Genomic DNA, 23658 nt, shown 5'->3' on the forward strand with positions numbered 1-23658 from the left:
ACAGCCCGGCGACCCCCACCCTAACCAGCCTTCGGCGTTGCGGCAGTGCCGCAACCCCCCGTAAGCACGGGGGAGGGAACGGTGTTGCCATCAAGTCTCCGGCTGGAAGCCGCTCGCCCGCACCACGGGGCCCCAGAGGTCGCGGTCGTGGCGGATGCGGGCGGCGAATTCCTCCGGGCCCTGGACGGTCGGCTGGAACTCGAGGCGATCGAGGACCTGGCGCACCTCCTCGGTCCGCACGGCGGCCGCCACCGCCTGGTGCAGCGCGGCGACGATGGGCGCCGGCGTACGGGCGGGGGCGAAGAGGCCCATCCATTCGCTGATGGTCAGCGCGGGGTAGCCGGCCTCCGCCAGCGTCGGCACGTCCGGCAGGCGGGGCAGGCGCGCCTGGGAGGAGATGGCCAGGATGCGCACGCCCTGGCCGTGATGCGGCAGCAGGTCCGACACCACCGCCACCACCAGCGGGATGCGCGCCGCCAGCGCGTCCTGCACCGCCGGCGCGGCGCCGCGATAGGGCACGTGGTTGAGGCGGGCGCCGACCGCGCGGCCGATCATGTCACCGACGAAATGCGGGCCGGAGCCGGCGCCGGGGGAGCCGTAGGGCACCTCCGCCGGCTGGGCGCGGAGCCAGGTGGTGAGGTCCGAGAGCGTCCGCGCGGGATGGCTGGCCGGCACCGCGACGGCGAAGGCGAAGTCGCAGAGCGTGCAGACCGGCACGAAATCCGCGAGTGCATCGTAGCGCACCTCCCGCGGGAAGATGTGGGGCTGCAGGGTCATGACGCTGGCGGGCGTGACCAGCAGCGTCGTGCCATCGGGCTCCGCCGCCTTGGTGGCGTCGACGGCCAGGCGGCCGGAGGCGCCGGGGCGGTTGTCCACCAGCGCGGAGGGGGCATAGGCGCCGCGGAGCCGCTCCGCATAGATGCGCGCGACCAGGTCCGTGGGACCGCCGGCGGCGAATCCGACCAGCACGCGGGCGGGGCGCGGCACGGCCTGGGCGCGGGCGCCGGATGCCAGGGCCGGCGCGGCCAGGGCGGCCAGCGCGAGGCGGCGGGTGATGCGTGTGTCCATGGTCCCGTATCCTCCCTGCGGTGCCGATGCACCTTGCTTTGCTGGTAAACTTATGGCGCATAATGGTTGCATTCAAGCGGGACGTGTCGTGACGCGCATCCCGCCAAGCACCAGGGAAGGAACCTCCATGACCCTCATGCTCAAGCGGCGTGCGTTGCTCGGTGCGCTGGCGGTGCCGGCGCTGGGCGGCCTGGCCCGCGCGGAGACCATCAACCGCCCGGCCCGGGTGATCGTGGGCTTCCCGCCGGGCGGGTCCTCCGACGTCGTGGCGCGGCTCTATGCGGAGAAGCTGCGCGGGATCTACGCGCCCAACGTCATCGTCGATGGCCGCGTCGGCGCGGCCGGGCGCATCGCGGTGGAGGCGGTGAAGGCGGGCGAGGCGGATGGCACCATCTTCCTGCAGACCCCGGCCTCCATGCTGACCCTCCAGCCGCATGTCTTCCCGCGGGAGGTGCGGTATGACGCGCTGACGGACCTGATCCCCGTCTCCACCGTCTGCTCCTTCCCCTTCGCGCTGGCGGTGCCGGCGAACCATCCGGCGAAGACGCTGCCGGAGCTGATCGCCTGGATGCGGGCACAGCGGGGGGAGGTGCCCTTCGCGTCGCCGGCGGCGGGATCGGCACCGCATTTCCTCGGCGTGATGTTCGGCAAGAAGATCGGCGTGCCGGTGACCCATGTGCCCTATCGCGGCGCGGTGCCGGCGGTGCAGGATCTGATCGGCGGGCGGCTGCCGATCTTCGTGGGCGTGCTGGGCGATGTCTCGCCGCAGCATGGCACGGGCGCGCGGATGCTGGCGGTGTCCTCGCCCCAGCGGAACCCGCGCTACCCGGATGTGCCGACCTTCGCGGAGCTCGGCCATCCCGATCTCGGCAAGGATGAGTGGTTCGGCGTGCTGCTGCCGGCCAATACGCCGGCGCCGATCGTCAACGGGCTGCACGCTGCCATCACGCAGATCGCGCGGCAGCCGGACATGGTGGCGGCGCTGGATCGGCTGGAATACCTGCCGACCGTCTCCGCCAGCCCGGCCGATTTCCGGGCGCGCATCGCGCGGGAACGGGCGGAATGGGGTCCCATCGTGCGCGAGAGCGGCTTCCAGCCGGAGAATTAAATGCGTGCCCTCAGGCGCCGGGCGCCGGCGTCGCCGGCTTGGCTCGCCTCATAGGCGGCGGGCCGCATTCGCGGCCTCGGCCGACGGTGTCGGCCGCAGGTTGCCCAGCTCGTTCGACGGTTCGGCTCTTCCTTGCCTTGCCCCCGCCGCAGTCGCGCCCGCGCGGCGCCATGCGGCGGGGGCAAGGTTGATCGGAAGCGGGGTTGCATCCGTCCGCGCCCTCTGGGAAGGGTTGGCGGGCGGAGATTTCACGCCCGCGTGAGGCCCCATGCCCGACGGCCAGAGTTTCTATGCCCCGGTTCGCACCCGCGCCCCCCTGCTGGGCGATGCGGGGGCGATCCTGCTCATCCTGGTCGCGACGGTGCTGCTGCGCCTGACCAGCTTCGTCCCGGCCGTGGTGGACACGGATGAGGGGCTGTACCTGGTCCAGGCCCGGGAATGGCTGAATGGCGGCTGGCCGCTGGTCGCGGCCTGGGACATGCACCCGATCGGTGCGCCGGCGATGTTCGCGCTGGCCTTCCTCGCTTTCGGCGTTTCCGTGGAAGCGGTGCGGCTGCTCGGCATGATCTGCGTCGCCGCCACGGCCTGCGCGCTGTATGGCGCGGCGCGGGCGGCGGGGGCGCCGCCGCGGATCGGCATCGGCGCGGGGGTGATCTACGCGGCGCTGTCGGTGCTGCTGGGCGGGCTCTGCACCAATACGGAGATCCTGATCGCGCCCTTCGTCGCCGCCAGCATGGCGCTGGCGATCCGGGGCGCGGCGCAGGCGGTGGGACCGACGCCCCGCGCGCCGGGCTGGCTGCCGCTGGTGGCCATGGGGTTGCTGATCGGATGCGCGCTGGTGGTGAAGCAGGTGGTGGTGCCGGAAGGGTCGCTCGCCTTCCTGGTGCTGGTGCTGCCGGCGCTGCTGCGGGGCGTGCTGCCCTGGCGGCGGGCGGCGCTGATGGCGCTGGCCTATGCGGGACTCTGCGCCTTTCCCTTCGTGCTGGCGGGCTTCGTCTATTGGACGCAGGGCTGGCTCGACCAGTACCTGGACGGGTCGCTGATGGCGCCCTTCCGCTATTCGCTGGAACGGATCGAGGGGCCGGAGGCCGCGCGTCGGATCGGCGCGGCGGCGCTGCAACTGGGCCTCGCCTTCGGGGCGGCGCTGGTGGCGGTGGCGGCCTGGCGGCCGCGCTGGGCGCCGGGGCCGGTGGTGCTGCTGACGGGGGCGGCGATCATCTGGTTCGCCGTCACCTCCGCCGCCATCGCGGGGCCTGGCTTCTTCTTCGCCCACTACTTCCTCCTGTGGCTCCCGCCGCTGGCGCTGCTGGCCTCGATCGGCGCCTGGTGGATCGCGGGCAGCCTGGCTCGGCCGGAACGCGGGCGGATGGCCTTCATGGCCGTCATCGGCGTGATCGCCGCCCAGGCCTGGCTGGTGGAGGCGACGGGGCGGCTGGAGCGCGGCCCGGGGCTGATGCATCGCGACCCCGTGCGGGAGGTCTCGGCCAAGGTGGCGGAAGCGGCGGGGCCGGGTGGCGATGCCTTCATCGCGAACTACCACCCGAGCGTCTACGTCATCTCCGGCGCCCGGCTGTCCACCCGCTTTCCCTTCCCGGCCCACCTGACCGGCGTGTTCGAGGATCTGTCGGATACGAGCACGGAGGCGGAACTGGTGCGCGTCCTGGCCTCCCGCCCCCGCGTCATCGTGGTGGATCGCGGCTGGATGCACACCATGCGCCCCGCCGCCGCCGCGCAGGTGATGGCGGCGGTGGAGCAGGGCTACGAGCTGTTCGCGACCGTCGCGGAGTATCGCGGGCCGGTCGAGATCTACCGGGCGCGGTAGCGGCCGGCGCCGCCGGTCAGTCCGGCGTGACGCCGCCTGTCCGCACGATCGCCTCCCAGCGCGGGATCTCCGCGGCCAGGGTCGCCCGGAGTTCGGCCGGGGTGCCGCCCACGGGATCGAAGCCGAGTTCGGCGAGGCGGGACCGGAAGGCGGCGCCGGCGATGACGCCGCGCGTGGCTTCCGCCAGGCGGTCCACCACCGGGGCGGGCAGGCTGGCGGGGCCGATCAGCGCGTTGATCAGCGCGGCATCCACCGCCGGCAGCCCGGCCTCCGCCATCGCGGGCACGGCGGGCAGCAGGGCGGATCGCGCGGCGCCGGTGACGGCCAGCGCGCGCAGCCGCCCGGCGCGCACATGCTCCGCGATGGCGGGCACCGTGCCGAAGGCCATCTGCACGCGGCCGGCGAGAAGGTCCGTGATCATCGGCCCGCCGCCGCGATAGGGGACATGGAGGTAGGTGAAGCCCGCGGCCTGGCGGAACTGCTCGCCCGCCATGTGCACGGCGGTGCCGTTGCCGGCGGAGCCGAAGGGCAGCTGGTCCGGCTTCGCCTTGGCTTCCGCCACCAGCGCCGCGACGTCGGCCCAGGGCGCGGCGGCGGGCACGACGAGGGCAAGGGGTGCCCGCACCAGCAGGGACACCGGCGTGAAGTCCCGGAGCGTGTCATAGGGCAGGCGGGCCCCGAACAGCGCGGGGTTCACGACGAAGGCGGTATCCACCACGCCGAGCGTATGCCCATCCGCCGCCGCCGTGGCGACTGCCTGGGTGCCCGTGATGCTGGCCGCGCCGCCGCGGTTCTCCACCGCGACGGGCTGCCCGAGCGCCGCGGACAGATCCTGTGCCAGCAGCCGCGCCGTGATGTCGCTGGCGCCGCCGGGGGGGTAGGGGACCACGAGGCGGATTGGCCGGGACGGCCAGCCCTGGCCGAGCGCGATCGCAGGGATGGAAGCCGCGGCGGCGGCCAGCAGGGCGCGGCGCTTCATGGCGTGATCTCCCAATGGTCGGTGACGAAGGGCGCCAGGCGTTCCGGCGCAAGCTCGAAGCCGAGGCCCGGCGCATCCGGCACGGCGATGCAGCCATCCGCGCCGGGCTCGACCGGGCCCAGCAGCGTCAGCAGCGGGTTCGGCGTGACATCGACCTCGATGAAGGGATAGGGGGCGGGCCCGCCGCCGCGCCGCGCGCCGATCAGCGCGCCCATCTGCAGCGCGGCATGGGCGTTCACCAGGCTGCCGAAGACATGCGGCATGGCCGGCACGTCGAAGGCATCGGCCAGCGCCAGGATGCGCCGGAAACCGGTGAAGCCGCCGCAGACCGCCATGTCCGGCTGCAGGACGGAGAAGGTCCGCGCCACCAGGAAGTCCCGGAACCCGGCCAGGCTGGCCAGCGCCTCCCCGCCCGCGATGGCGCATCGGGCGGCGGCGGCCACGGCCTGGTAGCCGCCGAGATCCTCGGGCTGGAGGGGTTCCTCCACCCAGAGGAGGTCCGCCTCCTCCATGTGGCGGAGGCTCGCGAGCGCCGCGCCGACCGTGTAGCCCTGGTTGATGTCGACCATCAGCGCGGTGTCGGGGCCGACCTGCCGGCGCATGGCGCGCATGACGTCGCCATCGGCGCGGGGGGCGACGCCGACCCGCGGCTTGATGGCGCGGAAGCCGCGGGAGAGCAGCGCATCCACCTGGGCGGGATAGGCGCCGTAGGGGTCCGGGCCCTCCGCGATGAAGGGGCCGCTGGCATAGGCCAGCATGCGGTCGCGCAGCGCGCCGCCCAGCATCCGCGCCACGCTGATGCCGCGGGCGCGGGCGGCGAGGTCATGCAGCGCCATGTCGATGGCGGAGATCGCCATCATGCCCGCGCCGCGGCGGTCATAGCCCAGCGTGCCGAGCATGGCGTTGTAGACCCGGCCCATCGCATCCGCCTGCTGGCCGAGCACCAGGGGCGCCATTCGCGTGCGGATCAGCGCGGCGGCGGCGGCGGGGGCGTTGAAGGCCTCCCCCCAGCCGGTGGTGCCGTCCTCCCCCACCAGCTGGACCAGCAGCACCTCCCGCCGCCGGATGAAGGTGGCGGCGTTGCCGAGGGCGGGGCGGGGCGCGAAACCCACGAGGAATCCCCTGATGCCGATGACCTTCACGCTTCCTCCGTCATGCTTTGACGCGGACGGTGCGAAGCGGCGGCCATTCTGTCAAATAGCCGGGATGGCCGGGATCATAGACGGATGGTTATGGGTCTGAACCTGCGGGAGCTGGAGGTGTTCCGCGCGGTGATGGAGGCGGGGGGCGTGACGGGGGCCGCGGCGCAGCTCGGCATGTCCCAGCCCGCGGCGAGCAAGATGCTGCGCCAGGCGGAGGCGCGGCTGGGCTTCGCGCTGTTCGCGCGGGACCGCAACCGGATGGTGCCGACGGCGGAGGCGCATGCGCTGCTGCCGGAACTCATGGGCGCCTTCGCGGCGATCGGCGGCGTCGAACGGCTGGCGGCGGCGCTGCGCGCGGGGCGAAGCGGGCAGCTCACCATCGCCGCCGTGCCGGTGCTGGCGACGGCGCTGCTGCCGCGCGCCATCCAGGCCTTCCGGGACGGGCGGCCCGAGGTGATGGTCCGGCTGCGCGCGACGACGGCGCTGGAGGCGGTGAACCAGGTGGCCGAGCACCGGGCGGAGATCGGCGTCATCCTCGGCCATTCCGGCGATCCGCGGGTGGAGGCGACGGCGCTCGCGCGGTCGGAGATCGGCTGCGCGCTGCCGCCGCGCCACCGGCTGGCGGCGAAGCGGCGCCTGTCGCTGGTGGAACTGGCGGGGGAGGCGGTGATCTCGCTCAGCCCGCAGCAGCCGGTGGGGGCGGCGCTCGGGGAGGCTCAGGGGGTGGTGCACATCGCGATCGAGGTCTCCCAATCCAGCATCGCCTGTGCGCTGGTGCGGGCGGGGGCGGGGATCGCGCTGCTGGACGGCTACGGGCTGGCGGAGGCGCGGGCGCAGGGGCTCGCGACCCGGCCGGTCACGCCCCGGCTGGAGCTGGCGGTGACCATGGTGGTCTCCCGCGCGCGGGCGCCATCCCTGCTCGCCGAAGCGTTCCGGGAGCGGCTGGTGGCAGCCGCGGCGTGACGCCTCAGCCCTGTGGCTTGACCTGGATCTCCTCGATCCCGCGGAAATCCACCCGCTGGTCGCCGAACCAGATGGTGCCGGCGGAATTGGTGCGGAGCTGCTGCGTGCCATCCGGCCCGACGGCACCGGAGAAGCCGCCGCTGCTGAACTCGATGCGGATATCCGCCCAGCTGACATGGGTCAGCACGATGGTGTCGTCGTCGTGGCGCGACAGCCATTCGCCGACCGCGCTCTCATTGTGGCCGGCGACCGAATCCTGGCCGGCATGGCGGCCATCGATGACGAAGGTGTCGCTGCCCCAGCCGCCGACCATCGTATCGCGGCCCTCATCGCCCCACAGCGTGTCGTTGCCGATCTCGCCATCCAGGTGATCGTCGCCGGTGCCGCCGGAGATCTCGTCATTCCCGATGCCGCCGCGGGCGGTGTCGTTGCCCTCGTCGCCCGAGATGAAGTCGTTGCCGGCCTCGCCCTCCAGCCGGTCATGGCCCTCGCCACCGCTCAGCACATCCGTGCCGAGGCCGCCATAGAGCTTGTCGTCGCCATCCTGGCCTTCGAGCACGTCGTCGCCCTGGTTGCCGCGCAGCGTGTCGTTGCCGCCATGGCCTTCGAGGGTGTCGTCGCCGCCCTGGCCCCAGTTCTTCTCGGCATCGGTCCAGCCTTCCCAATGCTCGCCGGCGCCGACATTGCCGTTCTCCACCTTGCCGTTGAGCATGAAGGCGCTGAAGGAGACGCCGCCCGTCACGGCATCCAGCGCGGCATCATCCAGCGGAATAGGCGTGGGCCCGGCGGCGCGCTTCATCGGGGTGGCGTTTCCTGCAATGGTTGATCAGACATTGCAGACAATACCCAGTTCGCGCGAGATGCCCAGATGGGCAGCGCCTATCGCGGCGATCGGTGGCGCCGATGGGCGGGTCGCGAGTCAGGGCGCCGGGAAGAGGGCGTCCGTCCGGCCCATCAGGCGATAGGCGACCAGCCCGACATATTCCCGCAGCGCCCATTCCGCCTGGTTCAGCCGCGTCGGGAAGGGGCCGAAATAGTCGAGGCCGTATCCCCCCATCGTCGTGTAGTTCACGGGCCAGGGGGTAATGGTCCAGCCGGCCTGGCGGAAGACGCCCATGGAACGCGGCATGTGGCTGGCCGAGGTGACCAGCAGCCAGGTCTCGCCGGGCCTGGGCTGCGCCACGCGGAAGGACAGCACCGCGTTCTCATGCGTGTTGCGGCTTTCGCTTTCGAAGACCAGGCGATCCGCGGGCACGCCGAGATCGGTGAAGAGCAGGCGCGCGGTATCGGCCTCGGTTGGGCCGCCGGGGATGATGGCGGCCGATCCGCCGGTGAAGAGCAGGCGGGCGCCGGGGTGGCGGCGGGCGAGGGCCACGGCCTCCGTCATCCGCTCCGCCGCGCCGTTGAGGGCGGGGATGCCGTGGCGCTGCGTCATCTCCTGGTCCACGGCGCCGCCGAGCACGACGATGCCGGTGACGGGGCCGGGGAGGGTCGCGGGGCGCGTGAAGCGGGTCTCGAGCGGCACGGTCAGCCAGGCGGCGATGGGGGTGGCGAAGACCAGGGCATACCAGCCGAGACCGAGCAGCAGCGGCCAGCGGCCGAAGCGGCGGCCTCGCCAGACCAGCGCCAGGCCGAGCAGGGCCAGCAGCAGCGCCGCCGTGTTCGGCGCCAGCACCATCCAGAGCGCCTTGGAGGCGATGAAGGTGATGGTGTCCACTAGAGGTCCATGATCCGCATGGGATGCGCGCGCCCGCGGAGCAGGTCCCAGAGCGCGAGGAGATTGCCCTTGAGCCGCCCGAAGCGGTCCACATGCGGCTCCGGCGCCAGGGATCGCAGCGCGTTCATGGCGATGTGCCGCGCCGCCGAGGGGAGGGCGTGGCTCCAGGGGAAGGTGCCCTTGCGGGCGAGGTAGATGGGGTTCGCCACCTGGCTGTAGCCGAGGCGGTTGCCAGCGACGCGCCCCGACTTGGTGCCGAGATGCACGCCCCGCGCACCGGCCAGGCGGAGGATGGAGCCGTGCCGGCCGAGCGCGCGCGTGACGTCGATATCCTCGTACCAGGCATAGAGGGGCAGTTGCTCATCGACGCGGATGCCGTGGGCGCGGAGCGGCGCCAGGCGGAAGGCCATGTTGCAGCCGTAGCCGTTGAAATGCGGCGTGACGGCCAGCGCATCGCCTTCGTGGCGGTCATCGGCCAGGATGGCGCGGCCTTCCGGCACCTCGATCCCCGGGCCCTTGGCGCCATCGGCGATGACGGTGCCGGTCGTGACCACGCAGTCCGGGTGCAGGTCCAGCACGCGCTCCGTCACCGCGAGGTAGTCGGGGGCGGGGAGAAAATCATCGTCGAGGAACAGCACCGCGTCGCAATCGGCCGCGGCATCCAGGATGGCGTTGCGCTGGCGTGGCAGGCCGGCGGGGGATTGCAGGAATTCCACCGCAGGGAAGCGATCCGCGAGGCCCGTGACGTCGTCGGCCGTGACGTGGCAGATGATGATGCGATCGGGCGCGCGGGATTGCAGGCGAAGTTCCGCCAGCACCTCGCCCAGAATGGCGGCGCGGCCGCGGGTGGCGATGCCGATGGCGATGCGCATCAGGGCTGGCCCTCGATGGGGGTGCGCTTCAGGCCATCCTTCGCGTCACCGCGCAGGAAGCCGGCGGCGCGGCCGGCGAAGGTCATGGCATAGTAGGCGGCATCGCGCGGGCGGCCCTTGAGCAGGGAGACGACGACGCCGCCGATCGGGCGGATGGCGAAGGGCAGCCACACGCCGGGCGCCACGCCATGGCGCCGCAGCGCGAAGCCGAGGCCGCGGCCATAGAGGCGCGCGCGGGCGGTGGCGACATCGGAGAGGCGCTTGTCGGGGTGGGCGACGCGCAAGGCGGGCTCGTAGCGGGCTTCGTGTCCGGCTTCGACGGCGCGGAGCACGAGGTCGTTGCCCTCCGCCGAGCCGATGAGGGTGCCGGGGCCCATGCCCTCATCGAAGCCGCCGAGGGCGAGGGCGACGGGACGGCGGAGCCAGAGGTTGAACTCGATCACGCTGGTCCAGACGTTTCTCGAGTCGATCGCCCCGCCTTCGGTGCGCCAGCGGCCACTGCCGAGGCCGCCTTCGGGGCTGGCGGCGGGGCCGGTGAGGACCATGAGGCGCGGGTCATCCGTGAAGGCCTGGTCCACCAGGGCGAGGGTGCCTGGGGGGAGGAGGCAGTCGTCATCCGGGAAGGCAACGATCTCCCCCACCGCGTCGCGCAGGCCGAGGTTGCGGGCGTGGTTGGCATTGGCGATGGCGGAGCGGCGATGGGTCAGGCGCAGACGTGCCGCGTAGGGCGCCAGCACTGCCGCCAGCCGGTCGTCGCCATTCTGGTCCACGATGATGCATTCGGCATCGCCGCGGCCCTGCGCGAGCAGGCTGTCGAGGAACTCGGCGATTTCCGTGGTGCGGCCACGCGTCGCCATGACCAGGCTGAAACGGATCATCGGGCGGCGAGCCCCTGTGCGGCCAGCCCTTGGGCCACCAGCGCCTGGATGCGGTCGCGGAAGACGGCGCGGCTGAACCGCTCGGCATTGGCGCGGCAGGATTCGGGCGCGATGGCGAGGCCTTCGAAGCGCGCGACGGCGTCGCGGATGCTCTGCGCGGCCTGTTCGGGGAAGAGCACGCCGGTGGTGTCGGGGACCACGATGTCGCTGGCGCCGCCGCGGCCATAGACGATGAGCGGGGTGCCGCAGGCCTGCGCTTCCACCATCGCGATGCCGAAATCCTCCTCCGCCGCGAAGACGAAGGCGCGCGCGCCCTGCAGCAGGCGGATCAACTCGGGCTGCGGGACGCGGCCCAGGATCTCGATGTTTCTCGCGTCACCGGCAGCGTCGCGGACGCGGCCCATCTCGGGGCCGTCACCGGCAATGAGGAGCCGCTTGTCGGGCATCGCGCGAAAGGCCTCCGCGACCAGGTCGATGCGCTTGTAGGGCACCATGCGGGAGGCGACGAAATAGTAGTCCTGCTTGGCGGGCTCGAAGGGGAATCCCTCGATGTCCACAGGCGGGTGGATGACCGTGCTCTCCCGCCGCCAGGTCTTGCGGATGCGCGCGGCGATCCAGGCGCTGTTGGCGGCGATGAGGTCGGGGCGCGCGGCGGAGGCATGGTCCCAGGCGCGCATCCGGGCGAGGAGCCAGCGCGTCAGCAGGCCCTTCAGCCCCGTCTCCATCCGCGCCTGGCGCAGATACTGGTGCTGCAAATCCCAGGCATAGCGCATGGGGCTGTGGACGTAGGAGACATGCAGGGTCGCCGGCCCCGTCAGTACGCCCTTGGCGACCGCGTGCGACGACGAGACGACGAGGTCATAGGCCGAGAGGTCGAACTGCTCCACCGCGATCGGCATCAGGCCGAGGTAGTAGCGGAACCACTGGCGGGCGCGCGGGAGGCGCTGGATGAAGCTGGTGGTGGGAACCTTGCCCCGCAGGAAGTGCCGGTCCTTGTCGGCCAGGAAGTCGCAGACGACGAAAAGGTCTGCTTCGGGCCAGACATCCAGCAATTGCTCCAGCACGCGCTCGGACCCCGCATAGGTCTCGAGCCATTCATGGACGATCGCGACCCTCATCGGGGCTCCACCAGGTCAAGCAGGCGCCGCGCGGCGGCGGGCCAGGAGAAGGTTTCCGCCCGCGCGCGGCCGGCGGCGCGGAGATGGTCGGAAAGCCCGGGCTCGTCCAGCAGGCGGGCCAGCGCGGCGGCGGGGGTGCGGGGGCCCTCCGCGTCGAACCACAGCGCGGCGTCGCCGCAGACTTCCGGCACCGCGCCGGCGGAGGCGGCGAGGACGGGGCAGTGGCACCACATCGCCTCCAACGGCGGCAGGCCGAAGCCCTCATAGCGGGAGGGGAAGATGAGGCAGAGCGCGTTCTCATAGAGCGCGCGCAGCTCCGCATCCGTGACGCGGCCGAGCGCCTTGGCGGCATCCACGTCGGCGGCGTTGCGGAAGACACTGGCATCGGCGGCGCCGGCGACGGCCAGCACCAGGCCGCGCTGCGCCAGCAGCGACACGGCATCGCGCAACGCATCGAGGTTCTTGTGCGCGGCGCGGGTGCCGACGGCCAGCGCGTAGCCTCGAGGCGCGAGGCCGTGCTTCGCGAGCACGGATGCGTCGGCGGGGTCGCGCAGCGCATGCTCGCCGCCTTCCGCCACCACGCCGATCGTCGCGGGATCGACGGAGAGGCGGCGGGCGAGGCGGGTGCGGGAGAAGTCGGAGACCGTGATGAGCTGCGCGCCGAGGCGCGGCAGGGCCAGGTGCAGGCTGCGATACCAGCTGCGGAAGGCGAAGGAGTAGGATTCGGGCGTGTCGAAGGCGCCGGCATCATGGATCACCACGGCTTGGCCGCCGCGCCGCAGCAGGGGCGCGGTGTTGCCGAGGTTGAGCAGCAGGTCGCGGCCGGCGGCGCGCGGCAATTCCAGCTGTTCCCAGGCCTGGCCAGAGAGGCGGCCCACGATCTCCACGGGCAGGCCGGCGAAGCTCCGCGGCGCGCCCTTCGGGGCCAGCAGGCGCAGCCGCGGCGCCTGGCCGGCTTCCGCCAGGGCGGCCATGGCGGTGGTGACTTCGCGCGCGAAGCGCTGCACGCCTGACATGTTCTGCGTCAGGAAGCGGGCATTGATGGCGATGGTCATGCGGGTTCCCCGCGCAGCACGGCGCGGATCCGCCAGGGGCGACGCAGCAGGCCGCGCGCATTCCGGCGTTCGGTTTGGGTCAGGGCGGGCAGGCCCGCCGCGGTGAAGGCGGCCAGCGCCAGCAGGCCAAGCGCGGCGAGCGCCCAGGGGCCCGCCGGCAGCAGCAGCAGCGACAGGCCCGCGCCGCCGGCCAGCAGCGGCGCGGCCAGGCGGCGCGCGGCGTCGGCGGCGGCGGGGTAGAAGCGCGCGACCAAGGCCAGCCGACCCAGGCAATCCGCGGCGCAGCGCAGCGCCCAGGCGGCCGCCGCGCCCTCGATCCCCAGCCACAGCAGCAGCGCGGCGGACAGCGGCAGGAAGACCAGCGCCTGCGCCAGCTGCCACTTGGCGTTGAGGTCCGGCCGGCCGATCGCGTCCAGCAGCGCGCCGGGCGCGAAGGCGGCGCAGGAGAAGAAGATGCCGACCGAGAGAATCTGCAGCACGCGTCCGCCACCGGCGGCGAACTCCGCACCGAGCCAGAGTTGCAGCACCAGCGGCCCGGCGGCGACCAGCACCAGGCAGGCGGGCAGGACCATGGCCATGACCATCAGCGCACCGCGGCGGAGCAGCCCGGCGGTCGCTTCCGCATGGGTGGCGAAGACGCTCGCCATGGCGGGCAGCAAGGCCTGCGCCACCGCGACGGGCAGGATCCACATGCGCATCACGAGGTCGAGCGGCGTGGCGTAGAAGGCGACGGCCGTCAGCGTCAGCACCGCGCCCACCAGGAAGCGGTCGGCGTAGAGCAGGGCCTGGGTCAGGATTCCCGACGCGCTCATCCACCCGCCCATCCGCACCAGCGGCCCGACCAGCGACCAGCGCGGCCAGGTGGGGGCGAGGCCCGGCAGGTCCCGCCGCGCCAGCCATGCGTAGCAGATCGTGTTCGCCAGCCGGCACAGCACCAGCGCCAGGATCACGCCGACCAGGCTCTGCCAGGCCAGCAGCACCAGCACGGGGCCGAGATAGTACATGACGGCGACGGGGATGGTGACGAGGTTGGCTTCGCGGAAGCGCTGATGCGCCGCCAGCGCGCCCCAAAGCGCGGCATTCACGACCACGAGTGGTGCCGCGGCGCAGAGCAGGCGGAAGGCGGTGGTCGCCTCCGCCTGCAGGGCGGGTGGCGTGTTCAGCAGGCCGGTGACGAGCCAGGGGATGAAGGCGAAGGCCACGGCGGCGACGACGGCGCTGAGCAGGAACAGCGCGGTGATGGCAGCGCCGGCCAGTTCCGCCGCGCCCTTCGTCTCCCCCGCGCCGATGCGGGCGGACAATGCCCGGGTCAGCGCCGCGCCGACGCCGAGGTCGAAGACGCCGAAGACGCCGACCAAAGCGAGGGCCAGGGTGAAGAGGCCCCAGCGGTCCAGCCCCATCTGATGGACCAGCACAGGCGTGAGGGCGAGGGCGAGGAGCAGGGGCAGACCCCGCCCCGCGGCGTTCCAGAGCGTGCCGGAGAGAAGGCGGCCGCCGGAGGCGCGCTCCTCCGATACGCCGGAGGCGCGCTGTTCGGCCAGGTCGGCCATGGCGTGCGCCGTTCCTATGAAAGGGCCCGCGGCTGGAGCCGCGGGCCCGGAAGCGATGGGCTCAGCGGGGGATCAGTAGGCGCCGCGGCGGGCCAGGACGGCGGCCGGGGTGCGGAGCAGGATGCGGATGTCGTTCAGCAGCGACGGGTGTGAGACATAGGCCACGTCGAGCGCCACGCGCTGGGCGTAGGAGGTGTCGCTGCGGCCGCTGACCTGCCAGGGGCCGGTGATGCCCGGGCGCACCGCCAGGTAGTGCTGCGCGGCCTGGCCGTAATAGGCCGCCAGCTCCGCCGCCTGCACCGGGCGGGGGCCGACCAGGCTCATGTCGCCGCGGAGCACGTTGATGATCTGCGGCAGCTCATCCAGCGAGGAGGCGCGGAGGAAGCGGCCCACCCAGGTGACGCGCGGGTCATTCTTCAGCTTGCGGGTCGATTCCCACTCCGCCCGGGCGATCGGGTCGCGCTCGATCAGCGCGGCCAGGCGGCGATCGGCGTCGGCGACCATGGAGCGGAACTTCAGGCAGCCGAAGAGGCGGCCGCCGCGGCCCACGCGTTCATGTGCATAGAAGACCTTGCCGCCGTCCATCTTCACCAGCAGGGCGAGGATGAGGAAGACGGGCAGGGTGGCGATCAGGAGGGCGCCGGCCCCGAGGATATCAAGCGTCCGCTTCGCGACCTGCCGGGCGCGTTCCGCCGGCGCGACGGAGTCGGCGCCCATCCGCACCTGCCCGGGCAGGCCCGGGGCGAAGAGGGGGTGCGGCAGCGCGGATCGCTTCGTCTCGGGCTCGGGGGCGAGCGTCTGGACGGCTTCCAGGCCAGGCATGAGGTCCTCGTGGTGCGGCGGGGGGGCCGCTTTGGCGTTGAGCTGAGTCCGATCCGGAACCATTCCGGCCGCAGGCCAAGGCGAGGTGGCCTTGGATCGCGGGCGGTTCAATCCTCGTAACCGAACCCTTCGACAATAAGGGTTAGCCCTACTGACCGGCGGGTTTGCGACGCGGTTGGGGCGAGATTGTGGCGGCGGGTCAATCTGGCTGTGAGTCATTGAGTTTTCGCGTTGGACGCGCTTTTTGCGGGCACTTCGTGGCGGTCTGTGCCACAATTTCGCCATGTCCCAGTACCGCCAGCCCATGAGGGGCGCCGAAAGCCAGATACCGACGCCCGCGCCGCGCCTGTCGTGGCGCGAAGGGCCTGTGCGCTACGAGGCGTGGCGACCGCTGCCGAAGCCCGAATCGGGGTCTCCCGCCCGCGGGATCGTGCTGGCGGTGCTGATTTCCGCGGTGTTCTGGGTGGGGCTGGCCACGCTGCTGTGACCGGCTTGCAGGGGCGGGCGCCGCAGGCGTAAGGGCGCGGATGTAGGCCCCGAGGATTCCCGCCCTGCTCCACCCCCGCCCCGATAACGGCCGAGACGCGGTGGTGTCCTACCTCGCCGCCTTCCTCGTTGGCCTGGCCCTCGCGCTGCACGTCTTCCCGCTGGATTTCCTGTTTCCCGTGGCAGGGCTGCCCTGGCGGCCGGCGGGGGATGCGGCACAGCACATGGTGGCGCAGCGCTACCTGATCGCGGATGCCTGGCGCTGGCCGCCGACCTTCGTCGCCACGCTGAACACGCAGGAAGGCGGGCTCAACACCGTCTTCGCCGATTCGATTCCGCTGCTGGCGCTGGCGCTCAAGGGGGTTCGGGCGCTGCTGCCGGAAGGCTTCCACGGGGTCGGGCTGTTCTATGGCTTGGCCTGGGTGATGCAGCCGGTGGCGGCGGTCTGGGCGCTGCGCGGCGCGGGGGAGACGCGCATCCTTCCGGCGATCGGCGTGGCGCTGGCCGCTGCCTCCATGCCCGCCTTCATCGGGCGCTTCGGGCATGCGGCACTCTGCGGGCATTTTCTGCTGTTGCTCGGGCTGGGTGTGTATCTGCGGCTGGTGCGGCGGCCGACGGTGGCGCGCTGGATCGGCGCCGGCGCGCTGCAGGTGGCGGCGCTGCTGGTGCACCCCTACCTCGCGGCCATGACGCTGGCGCTGCTGGGCGCGGTCCCCGCGACGCGGCTGCTGCGGGGCGAGGCCTTCATCGGGCCGGGGCTCGCGGTGGGCGTGGCGCTGGCGGCGGTCGCGGGCGTGATGGCGGGCTTCGGCTATCTCGGCGCGCAGGGGGATGGTGGCTACGGCCAGTTCGCCATGAACCTGCTCTCCCCCGTCTGGCCGGCGGGGTCCTGGCTTTCCGGCTGGCCCTGGTCCCCGCAGCTGGACGCGACCGGGCATGGCGGGTGGGAGGGCTACAACTGGCTGGGCTTCGGGCTGCTGGGCGCCTTCGTGCTTGGCGTCGTGGCGCGGCCGCGCGGGGCGTGGAAGCTGCTCCGCAAGCATGCCGGGCTCGCCCTGGTGCTGGCGGCGCTGACGGCGCTGGCGGTGACGCATCGCGTGGGCCTGGGCGAGGAGATCGTGCTCGACCTCGGCCCGGCGCCGACGGCGCTGGAGCAGTTCAGGGCCTCGGGCCGATTCTTCTGGCCGGTCGGCTATGCGCTGCTGGTCGGCGGCATGGTGCTGCTGGCGAAGGCGGGGCGGGCGGGGCCGGTGCTGTGCCTGGCGGCGGGGCTGGTCCAGGTGGCGGACGCAACGCCGCTGCGCCGCGCCATCGCGGAGTGGGCGGGGGGCCACCCGGCCTGGACGATCGAGGCTCCGGCGCTGCGCGAGGCGTTCAGCGAGGGGAGGTCGCTGACCCTGCTGCCCTCCTGGCCCTGCGTGGACCATGCGACAGGGGGCGACACCTTCGCCCTGCTGCTGGAGACGCTGGCCTTGGCGTCAGAACGGCCGGTGCCGGCCAGCACCATGTATGTCGCGCGCTGGCGGACGCCGCCTTCCTGCCGCGACCAGGCGCTGGCTTCGGCGCCGCTGGCGGAGGGCGAGGTCAGGGTGATCCTGCCCGCCGCCACGCCGAGCCTCGCGCCGCTGGTGCCGGATGGCGCGGCGCGCTGCGGGCCCCTCGGTCAGCTCGTGGTGTGCCGCTGAAGGGGCGCTTCGCTCGGCAGATGCCGCTCGACCAGATAGAGGGGGCGGCCCTTGGTCTCGTTGAAGATGCGGCCGAGATACTCGCCGATGATGCCGAGCGTCATGAGCTGCACGCCGCCGAGGAACAGCACCACCGCCATCAGGCTGGGATAGCCCGCGACCGGGTTCCCCCAGATCATCGTGCGCAGGATGATCAACAGGCCGTAGCCCGAGGCGAAGACCGCGGTGGCGAGGCCGAGATAGGTCGCCACCTTCAGCGGTGCCACGGTGAAGGAGGTGATGCCCTCCAGCGACAGGTTCCAGAGCTTCCAGTAGTTCCACTTGGTCTCGCCCGCCGCGCGTGGCGCACGGTCGTAGAGCACGGCAACCGAGGGAAAGCCGACCCAGGCGAAGAGGCCCTTCATGAAGCGGTGCTGTTCGCGGAGTGACAGCAGCGCATCCAGCGCCCGGCGGGACATCAGCCGGAAATCGCCGGTATTGGGCGGCAGCTTCACCTTGCCGCCGATGCGCTGCATGACGCGGTAGAAGGCGCTGGCCGTGGCCTTCTTGACCCAGGTCTCGCCTTCCCGCACCCGGCGCTGGGCATAGGCGATGTCCACCCCCTGGCCGCGCCAGGCGGCGACGAGGTCCGGGATGACCTCCGGCGGGTCCTGGAGGTCGGCATCGATGACGATGACGGCCTCGGTTGCCGTGGCGTGGTCGAGGCCCGCGGTCAGCGCGATCTCCTTGCCGAAATTGCGGCTGAGATTGACCAGCGCGACGCGCGGGTCGGCGGCGCGCAGCCCCTCCATGATCGGCAGCGTCCGGTCCCGGCTGCCGTCATTCACATAGACGACTTCCCAGGGCAGGCCGATCGCCTCCATGACCGGGGTGAGCCGGGCGTGGAAGGCGGGCAGGACCTCCTGCTCGTTGTAGGCGGGCACCACGACCGAGAGGGCGGGGCGCGCCTCGGCCGGGCGGAGGGTGGCGGGCGTCAGGCCGGGGGAGGCGGCCAGCGGCGGGCGGGCGGCGAGTTGCGTGGACATGCGCAATGAATCCTTCCGCCATGCGGCGGTTCCACGGCGATCTGCGGGCAGGGGCACGGCAGGTCAACCGGTTTGGTGCCGGGCCGGCGCGCGGGCGTTGACGGCGGGCGGCGCTGCCGCGACGATTCCGGCCGATGTCCGCCCCTCCGAAAGCCCCTGGGCCAGCCCCCGAACCTGCCGCCGTCGCAACCATTCGTGACCTGCTGTCCTACCGCATCCACCGCCTGGCGAATGCGCTGAGCCGGGGGGCGGCGCTGCGCTACCGGCAGGAATTCGGCGTCAGCCTGATGGAATGGCGCATCCTGGCCCTGCTGGGCGGCTTCGCGCCGCTGACCTTGCGCGACCTGGCGCGGGAGAGCGGGCTCGACAAGGCGCAGGCGAGCCGGGCGGTGAAGGCGCTGGTGGAGCGTGGCCTGGTGGAGCGGGCGCCGGGTTCCACCGACGCGCGGGAGGTGGCGCTGCGCCTGTCCGCGGAGGGCGCGCGGGTTCAGGAGGGGCTGATGCGGGCGGCGCGGGAGCGGGAGGCGGCGTTCCGGGCCGCGCTGCCGGAGGGTAGCCTGGCGATGCTGGAGGAGGCGATCCGCCTGCTGACGGCCGAGGCGCGGCGCCAGGCCGCGCTGGTGGATCAGGGACCGCGGGAGCCGGGCTGAGACAGGTCCAGGATGGGCCCCGCCGGCACGATGCCGGAGGGGTTCAGGTGGCGGTGGCTGCCGTAATAGTGATGACGGATGTGGTGGAGATCGACCGTCTCCGCCACGCCAGGCCAATGCAGCAGGGACCGCAGGTAGTCGTCGAGGGCGGGGTAGTCGGCGATGCGGCGCAGGTTGCACTTGAAGTGGCCGTGATAGACGGCGTCGAAGCGGATGAGGGTGGTGAAAAGCCGCCAGTCGGCCTCCGTGATGCGGTCCCCGCAGAGGAAGCGCTGGCGGGAGAGGCGGTCCTCCAGCCAGTCCAGCGTCTCGAACAGCGGGGTGATGGCGGCGTCATAGGCGGCCTGGCTGCGGGCGAAGCCGCAACGATAGACGCCGTTGTTCAGCGTCTCGTAGACCCGGGCATTGACCGCCTCGATCTCGGGCAGCAGGTCCGCGGGCGCGTAGTCGCCGGGTTTGGCGCCGATGGCATCGAAGGCTGAGTTCAGGATGCGGATGATCTCAGCCGATTCGTTGTTCACGATGCGGCGGGTGTGGGTGTCCAGCAGAACGGGCACGGTGACGCGGCCGGTGAAGTCCGGCTTGGCGGCCGTATAGACCTCATGCAGGTGGCGGGCGTGGAAGATGGGGTCGGGCACCACGCCGGGGCCGGGCGCGAAGCCCCAGCCATTCTCGCCCATGTGCCAATGGGTGACGGAGACGGGGATGAGGTCCGCCAGGCCCTTCAGCGCGTGGAAGATGAGGGTGCGGTGGGCCCAGGGGCAGGCGAGGGAGACGTAGAGGCGGTAGCGACCGGCCTCCGGCGGGAAGCGCCCTCCGGGTTCGATCCGGTCGCGGAAGCTGGTCGCGGCGCGCTGGAAGGCACCGTCGCTGCCGGTCTTGCGGTCCTCCGTGGTCCAGATGCCGTCCACCAATTGGCCCAATGCGCGTGCTCCTGCCTGAGAGGTGGGATGTGGGGCTGGACGGGGCGCGCGTCAGCGGCCCTGATGCGGGTCGTGATGCCTGAAGTCTGTCAGGCGCAGATAGAAGCGCCCGACAGACTCTAGCCTTTTGGTTTGTCGTGCGATTCACGCCTTTCGGCGATTCCGCCTCAGGCGATCGCACTCCAGGGAGGGATGCATGGAATTCGTCGATCTGAGCCGGGAGATCTTCCACCGGACGCAGACCCACCCCTCCCACCCGCCGGTGGTGATGACGGTGTGGAACGACCATGCGGAGAAGAAGGTGGCGGGGAAGACCACCTTCAGCAGCAAGGCGATGTCGCTGGCGATGAGCGACCATGCGGGGACGCATGTCGACGCGCCGGTGCATTTCGACCCGCGCCCGGGCGCGGCCTCCATCGACCAGGTGCCGCTGGAAAAGTTCTACACCCAGGGCATCTGCCTGGACCTGTCGCATGTGCCCCTGAAGCACGCGATCGAGGTGGCGGAGATGGAGGCGGCGCTGGCGGCGAGCGGGCAGGAGATCCGGCCCGGCGACACGGTGCTGATCCATATGGGCGTGAATGCGCGGCTGCTCGGCAAGCCGGGCTACCTGCATGATTTCCCGGGCCTGGCGCTGGAGAGCGTGCATTGGCTGGCTGATCGCGGGATCGGCATGTTCGGGGTTGAGGCGATCAGCCCGGCGCCGGAGGGGGAGCCCAACTTCCTGGCGCATATGGCCTGCGCCGAGCGGGGCATCACGCATATCGAGTGCCTGTATAACCTGGAGGCGCTGGTCGGCCGCGGGCGGTTCCGCTTCGTGGCCTTCCCCCTGAAGATCCGGGGCGGGACGGCGAGCCCGATCCGGGCGGTGGCCATCTTCGAATAGGGGCGGCGGCCCGGTTTCGCTGGCCCCGGCGCGATGTTCCTGCTATGTTCGGAACATCAACGCCACCCCTGCGCCCGGCGGGGGCCCTCGGAATCGGTGCTAAAAGCACTAAAAGGGCTAAATCCGCTGTACCGGCCGCCGACTTCCAGATGCGCGCTCAGCGGCTGCAGGCGGCGCCGCCGAGCACGCAGAACTTGGCGCAATGGGGGTGGTTGAGCGCGACCGGGCGCGCGGCCTCCGCCAGGGTGGCGCCCAGCTCGAACTGGCTGTCATAGGGCAGCAGGGTGCAGGCGATGACGGCCGGCGCCGCGGCGCCGCGGCGCTTCACCACCATGCGGGATGACGCGCACATCAGGCTGTCCGGGGATTTGTTCAGGATGCCCCAGCAGGCCTCGGTGATCTCCGGCACATCCACCCGGGCATCCATTTCCGGGAAAAGCATCAACGCGACGGGGTCGCTTGCGTCGATCGGGATGGCGTGGGCGGCGAAGAGGGTGGCGAAGCCGGCGCGCATCGCGGCTTCGTCCTGGCCGCCGAAGCTGGCGCGGCCGGCGACGTTCAGCCGGAACCCTTCCCGGGCGAGCCAGGCCAGGCCTTCCATGGTCTTCGCGAAGCTGCCCTCGCCGCGTTCGGCATCGTGGTGGCGGGCCTCGAAATGGTCGAGGCTGACGCGGATCGTCAGGCGGTCCGTGCCGAAGCGGTCGCGAAGCTCCAGCAGCGGCTGCGCGTAGCGGCGCATCGGCTGCATGGCGTTGGTGAGGACCAGGGCGCGCAGGCCCGGGCGGGACAGGACGTCGGCCAGCATCGGCACCAGGGCCGGGTTCATGAAGGGCTCGCCGCCGGTGAAGCCGACTTCCTCCAGGGCCAAGCCGTCCGCCTCGGCCTCGTCCAGGAAGGTCGTGACATCGGCGGCCGAGAGGTAGGAGAGCGCGTCGTTGCGCGGACTGCTCTCGATGTAGCAGCCCTGGCAGGTGATGTTGCAGAGCGTGCCGGTGTTGAACCAGAGGGTGCGCAGCCCCGTCAGCGCCACGGTCGCACGGCGCTCCCCCTTCAGCGTGGTGACGGGGTCCTGGAACTTGCCGGGGAGGAGCGGCTTCGGCAGGGCGATGGACAAGGGCGGTGCTTTCGACGCGGTAGCCTGAAGATAGGGCTTCGCGCGGAATAGGGGAGGGGTTACGCGGCCTCCCGCCCCGCGGCGTACCACCAGGCGATGAGGCGGCGTTCAAGCGCCACGAAGCCGCGGTTGAGGGCGTAGCCCAGGGCGGCGAGCAGCACGATCACGCCATACATCTCCGGCGCCCGGCCCGCGAACTGCATCAGGACCAGATAGCTGCCGATGCCCTGTTCGCCCGCGATCATCTCCGCCACCACGGTCACGACCAGCGCCAGCGCGAGCGCCACGCGGAAGCCGGCGAGGATGGCGGGGAGGGCCGCGGGCAGGATGATGAAGCCAGCGCGGCGGAGCGGGCCGATGCCGAAGGTGCGGCCCATGGCGATGGAATCGGGCTCCACCGCCTGCACGCCCTGCAGCGTGTTGGTCAGGACGGGGAAGAAGACCGTCAGCGCGACCACGGTGATCTTCATGGGATCGTCGAGGCCGAGGAACAGCACCAGCGGCGGGATCACGGCCGGCACGGGGATGGGGCGCAGCAGTTCCACCACCACGCCGAAGAGCCGGGCCGTGAGGGGGATGAGGGCGAAGGCGAGGCCGGTGAGCACGCCCGCCAGGCCCCCCGCCGCCAGCCCGGCGCCCATGCGCCAGAGCGAGCCGCAGATGCGGGCGGGGAGTTCGCCCGTCGCCATGTCGGCGGCGAGTGCCGCCAGCACCTGGCTCAGCGCCGGCCAATTGGGGGAATCCACCCAGCCGAGCCGGGCGGAGGCCTCCCACAGCGCCAGCAGGCCGAGGATGAGCCAGGTGCCGGAGGTGATCCGCATCAGCCGCGGGCGGTGCGGAAGATGAGGGAGGCGCTGGCGGGGTAGCGGCCGCCCAATCCGTAGCGCGTCATGGTCGCCACGATCTCATCCAGCTCCGCTGATGTGACCGCCTTCGGATAGGCGGGCAGCGCGGTGTTCTGCAGCCGCGCGAGGGGGACGCGGGAGAAGGCCGAGATCAGTTCCAGCAGCGCGGGCTGGCCCTGGCGCTCGTTCACCCAGTCCACGCCCTTGTGCAGCGCGCGGCCGAAACGGTCGAAGAGGTCGCCGTTGCGGGCCAGGTCATCGGCCATGGCGACGTATTGCGCGTTGGTGCCGCCGGGCGCGGTCTCGCTCATCGGCCAGCCGATGCGCTCCAGCCGGTCGCCATGGGTTTCGAGCGCGGCGGCGACGAAGGGTTCGGAGAAGATGGCGGCATCCACCTGGCCGCCGGCCAGCGCATCCGCCATCTGCGGGAAGGGGACCTCCACGGTGTTGACGCGGCGCCAGTCGCCGCCGGTCTTCTCCACCCAGGCCATGCCGCGCAGCCAGACGATGTTGTTGCGGGTGTTGGAGGCGAGGCGCTTGCCTTCCAGGTCGCGGCCCGTCCGGATGCCGCTGCCCTTGCGCACCAACAGCGCCAGGATGTCCGGCGGGCTGTCCTTGGCGCGGGAGGCACCGGAGACGAAGCGGAAATCGAGCCCCTCCCGCACGCCGAGCATGATGGAGACAACGTTGGAGAAGACGACGCGGAACTGGCCCGCGACGAGCCCCGGCAGGCCGGTGGCGCCGCCGGCGGTGGTGGAGGTGTCGATCTCGATTCCCTCGGCGGCGAAAAAGCCTTCCCGGATCGCGGCATGCAGCGGCGCCACGTCCAGCACGGGGATGACGCTGACGCGCATGCGGGTCAGCGCGCCCTGCGCGAAGGCGGGGGCGGCGAGCGGTGTCGCGAGCGCGGCGGCCAGCGCGGTGCGGCGGGTGAGGCTCATGCGATGTCT

General features: G+C 72.0%; 23 protein-coding genes. 7 read left to right on the forward strand and 16 right to left on the reverse strand.

Annotated elements, in window-relative coordinates; genetic code table 11:
- Positions 1 to 90: 90 nt before the first annotated feature.
- Positions 91 to 1068, reverse strand: coding sequence for a Bug family tripartite tricarboxylate transporter substrate binding protein (locus tag G3576_RS07585; protein WP_164693736.1), 978 nt, complete (start codon positions 1066 to 1068; stop codon positions 91 to 93).
- Between the two features lie 127 nt (positions 1069 to 1195).
- Here G3576_RS07585 and G3576_RS07590 point away from each other — a divergent pair, with 127 nt between their 5' ends.
- Both G3576_RS07590 and G3576_RS07595 read left to right on the forward strand, forming a co-directional pair.
- The gene (locus G3576_RS07590) at positions 1196 to 2176 is read left to right on the forward strand and encodes a Bug family tripartite tricarboxylate transporter substrate binding protein (protein WP_164693737.1); all 981 of its coding nucleotides are present in this window, start codon (positions 1196 to 1198) and stop codon (positions 2174 to 2176) included.
- Positions 2177 to 2444: 268 nt separating this feature from the next.
- Positions 2445 to 3998 (forward strand): ArnT family glycosyltransferase, encoded by a 1554-nt coding sequence (locus tag G3576_RS07595; RefSeq protein WP_164693738.1) that lies wholly within the window; start codon positions 2445 to 2447, stop codon positions 3996 to 3998.
- Between the two features lie 16 nt (positions 3999 to 4014).
- Here the strand turns inward: G3576_RS07595 and G3576_RS07600 are convergent, their stop codons facing one another.
- Together G3576_RS07600 and G3576_RS07605 are read right to left on the reverse strand one after the other, a co-directional pair.
- On the reverse strand, positions 4015 to 4977 hold the full coding sequence (locus tag G3576_RS07600) for a tripartite tricarboxylate transporter substrate binding protein (protein WP_164693739.1): 963 nt from the start codon (positions 4975 to 4977) through the stop codon (positions 4015 to 4017).
- Positions 4974 to 6119, reverse strand: a complete 1146-nt coding sequence (locus tag G3576_RS07605) for a mandelate racemase/muconate lactonizing enzyme family protein (protein ID WP_164693740.1) — start codon at positions 6117 to 6119, stop codon at positions 4974 to 4976. Before G3576_RS07605 ends, G3576_RS07600 begins: the two co-directional genes overlap by 4 nt.
- A gap of 84 nt (positions 6120 to 6203) precedes the next feature.
- Here G3576_RS07605 and G3576_RS07610 point away from each other — a divergent pair, with 84 nt between their 5' ends.
- Positions 6204 to 7082: a LysR family transcriptional regulator gene (locus tag G3576_RS07610; protein WP_164693741.1), complete on the forward strand. Its 879-nt coding sequence runs from the start codon at positions 6204 to 6206 to the stop codon at positions 7080 to 7082.
- A gap of 4 nt (positions 7083 to 7086) precedes the next feature.
- On the opposite strand, the gene G3576_RS07615 is transcribed toward G3576_RS07610, so the two are convergent.
- From G3576_RS07615 to G3576_RS31225, 8 genes are all read right to left on the reverse strand, one after another.
- Positions 7087 to 7881, reverse strand: a complete 795-nt coding sequence (locus G3576_RS07615; RefSeq protein ID WP_164693742.1) for a calcium-binding protein — start codon at positions 7879 to 7881, stop codon at positions 7087 to 7089.
- A gap of 120 nt (positions 7882 to 8001) precedes the next feature.
- Complete coding sequence (locus G3576_RS07620; protein ID WP_164693743.1) at positions 8002 to 8799, reverse strand: YdcF family protein; 798 nt, start codon at positions 8797 to 8799, stop codon at positions 8002 to 8004.
- Positions 8799 to 9671: a glycosyltransferase family 2 protein gene (locus G3576_RS07625; RefSeq protein ID WP_164693744.1), complete on the reverse strand. Its 873-nt coding sequence runs from the start codon at positions 9669 to 9671 to the stop codon at positions 8799 to 8801. Before G3576_RS07625 ends, G3576_RS07620 begins: the two co-directional genes overlap by 1 nt.
- Positions 9671 to 10549 carry a glycosyltransferase family 2 protein gene (locus tag G3576_RS07630; protein ID WP_164693745.1) on the reverse strand — a complete coding sequence of 293 codons (879 nt, stop codon included), beginning with the start codon at positions 10547 to 10549 and terminating at the stop codon, positions 9671 to 9673. The genes G3576_RS07625 and G3576_RS07630 overlap by 1 nt, the downstream gene beginning before the upstream one ends.
- Positions 10546 to 11667 carry a glycosyltransferase gene (locus G3576_RS07635; protein ID WP_164693746.1) on the reverse strand — a complete coding sequence of 374 codons (1122 nt, stop codon included), beginning with the start codon at positions 11665 to 11667 and terminating at the stop codon, positions 10546 to 10548. Before G3576_RS07635 ends, G3576_RS07630 begins: the two co-directional genes overlap by 4 nt.
- Entirely contained in the window at positions 11664 to 12722 is a 1059-nt protein-coding gene (locus G3576_RS07640; RefSeq protein ID WP_164693747.1) for a glycosyltransferase family 4 protein, read from the reverse strand. Before G3576_RS07640 ends, G3576_RS07635 begins: the two co-directional genes overlap by 4 nt.
- The gene (locus G3576_RS07645; protein ID WP_164693748.1) at positions 12719 to 14272 is read right to left on the reverse strand and encodes a flippase; all 1554 of its coding nucleotides are present in this window, start codon (positions 14270 to 14272) and stop codon (positions 12719 to 12721) included. Before G3576_RS07645 ends, G3576_RS07640 begins: the two co-directional genes overlap by 4 nt.
- Positions 14273 to 14344: 72 nt before the next feature.
- A complete protein-coding gene (locus G3576_RS31225) occupies positions 14345 to 15094 on the reverse strand; it encodes a sugar transferase (RefSeq protein ID WP_235951566.1) in 750 nt (249 codons plus the stop codon).
- Between the two features lie 283 nt (positions 15095 to 15377).
- Here G3576_RS31225 and G3576_RS07655 point away from each other — a divergent pair, with 283 nt between their 5' ends.
- Complete coding sequence (locus tag G3576_RS07655) at positions 15378 to 15581, forward strand: hypothetical protein (RefSeq protein ID WP_164693750.1); 204 nt, start codon at positions 15378 to 15380, stop codon at positions 15579 to 15581.
- Positions 15582 to 15684: 103 nt separating this feature from the next.
- On the forward strand, positions 15685 to 17265 hold the full coding sequence (locus tag G3576_RS07660) for a DUF6311 domain-containing protein (RefSeq protein ID WP_164693751.1): 1581 nt from the start codon (positions 15685 to 15687) through the stop codon (positions 17263 to 17265).
- On the opposite strand, the gene G3576_RS07665 is transcribed toward G3576_RS07660, so the two are convergent.
- Positions 17244 to 18290 (reverse strand): glycosyltransferase family 2 protein, encoded by a 1047-nt coding sequence (locus G3576_RS07665; RefSeq protein WP_164693752.1) that lies wholly within the window; start codon positions 18288 to 18290, stop codon positions 17244 to 17246. The two genes, G3576_RS07660 and G3576_RS07665, sit on opposite strands and share 22 nt — an antisense overlap.
- Before the next feature lie 134 nt (positions 18291 to 18424).
- Here G3576_RS07665 and G3576_RS07670 point away from each other — a divergent pair, with 134 nt between their 5' ends.
- The gene (locus G3576_RS07670; RefSeq protein ID WP_164693753.1) at positions 18425 to 18940 is read left to right on the forward strand and encodes a MarR family winged helix-turn-helix transcriptional regulator; all 516 of its coding nucleotides are present in this window, start codon (positions 18425 to 18427) and stop codon (positions 18938 to 18940) included.
- Here the strand turns inward: G3576_RS07670 and G3576_RS07675 are convergent.
- On the reverse strand, positions 18916 to 19851 hold the full coding sequence (locus G3576_RS07675; protein WP_407926103.1) for a glutathione S-transferase family protein: 936 nt from the start codon (positions 19849 to 19851) through the stop codon (positions 18916 to 18918). The two genes, G3576_RS07670 and G3576_RS07675, sit on opposite strands and share 25 nt — an antisense overlap.
- A 208-nt stretch (positions 19852 to 20059) precedes the next feature.
- Here G3576_RS07675 and G3576_RS07680 point away from each other — a divergent pair, with 208 nt between their 5' ends.
- A complete protein-coding gene (locus G3576_RS07680) occupies positions 20060 to 20749 on the forward strand; it encodes a cyclase family protein (RefSeq protein ID WP_164693756.1) in 690 nt (229 codons plus the stop codon).
- 157 nt (positions 20750 to 20906) lie between these two features.
- Here G3576_RS07680 and G3576_RS07685 read toward each other — a convergent pair whose 3' ends face one another.
- The 3 genes from G3576_RS07685 to G3576_RS07695 are packed head-to-tail and all read right to left on the reverse strand — an operon-like array spanning position 20907 to position 23649.
- On the reverse strand, positions 20907 to 21863 hold the full coding sequence (locus tag G3576_RS07685) for a radical SAM protein (protein WP_164693757.1): 957 nt from the start codon (positions 21861 to 21863) through the stop codon (positions 20907 to 20909).
- Between the two features lie 59 nt (positions 21864 to 21922).
- The gene (locus G3576_RS07690; RefSeq protein WP_164693758.1) at positions 21923 to 22684 is read right to left on the reverse strand and encodes an ABC transporter permease; all 762 of its coding nucleotides are present in this window, start codon (positions 22682 to 22684) and stop codon (positions 21923 to 21925) included.
- Positions 22684 to 23649, reverse strand: a complete 966-nt coding sequence (locus tag G3576_RS07695) for an ABC transporter substrate-binding protein (protein WP_164693759.1) — start codon at positions 23647 to 23649, stop codon at positions 22684 to 22686. The genes G3576_RS07690 and G3576_RS07695 overlap by 1 nt, the downstream gene beginning before the upstream one ends.
- Positions 23650 to 23658 lie beyond the last annotated feature (9 nt).

It is taken from the genome of Falsiroseomonas algicola (genome assembly GCF_011040385.1).
Lineage (GTDB): Bacteria > Pseudomonadota > Alphaproteobacteria > Acetobacterales > Acetobacteraceae > Falsiroseomonas > Falsiroseomonas algicola.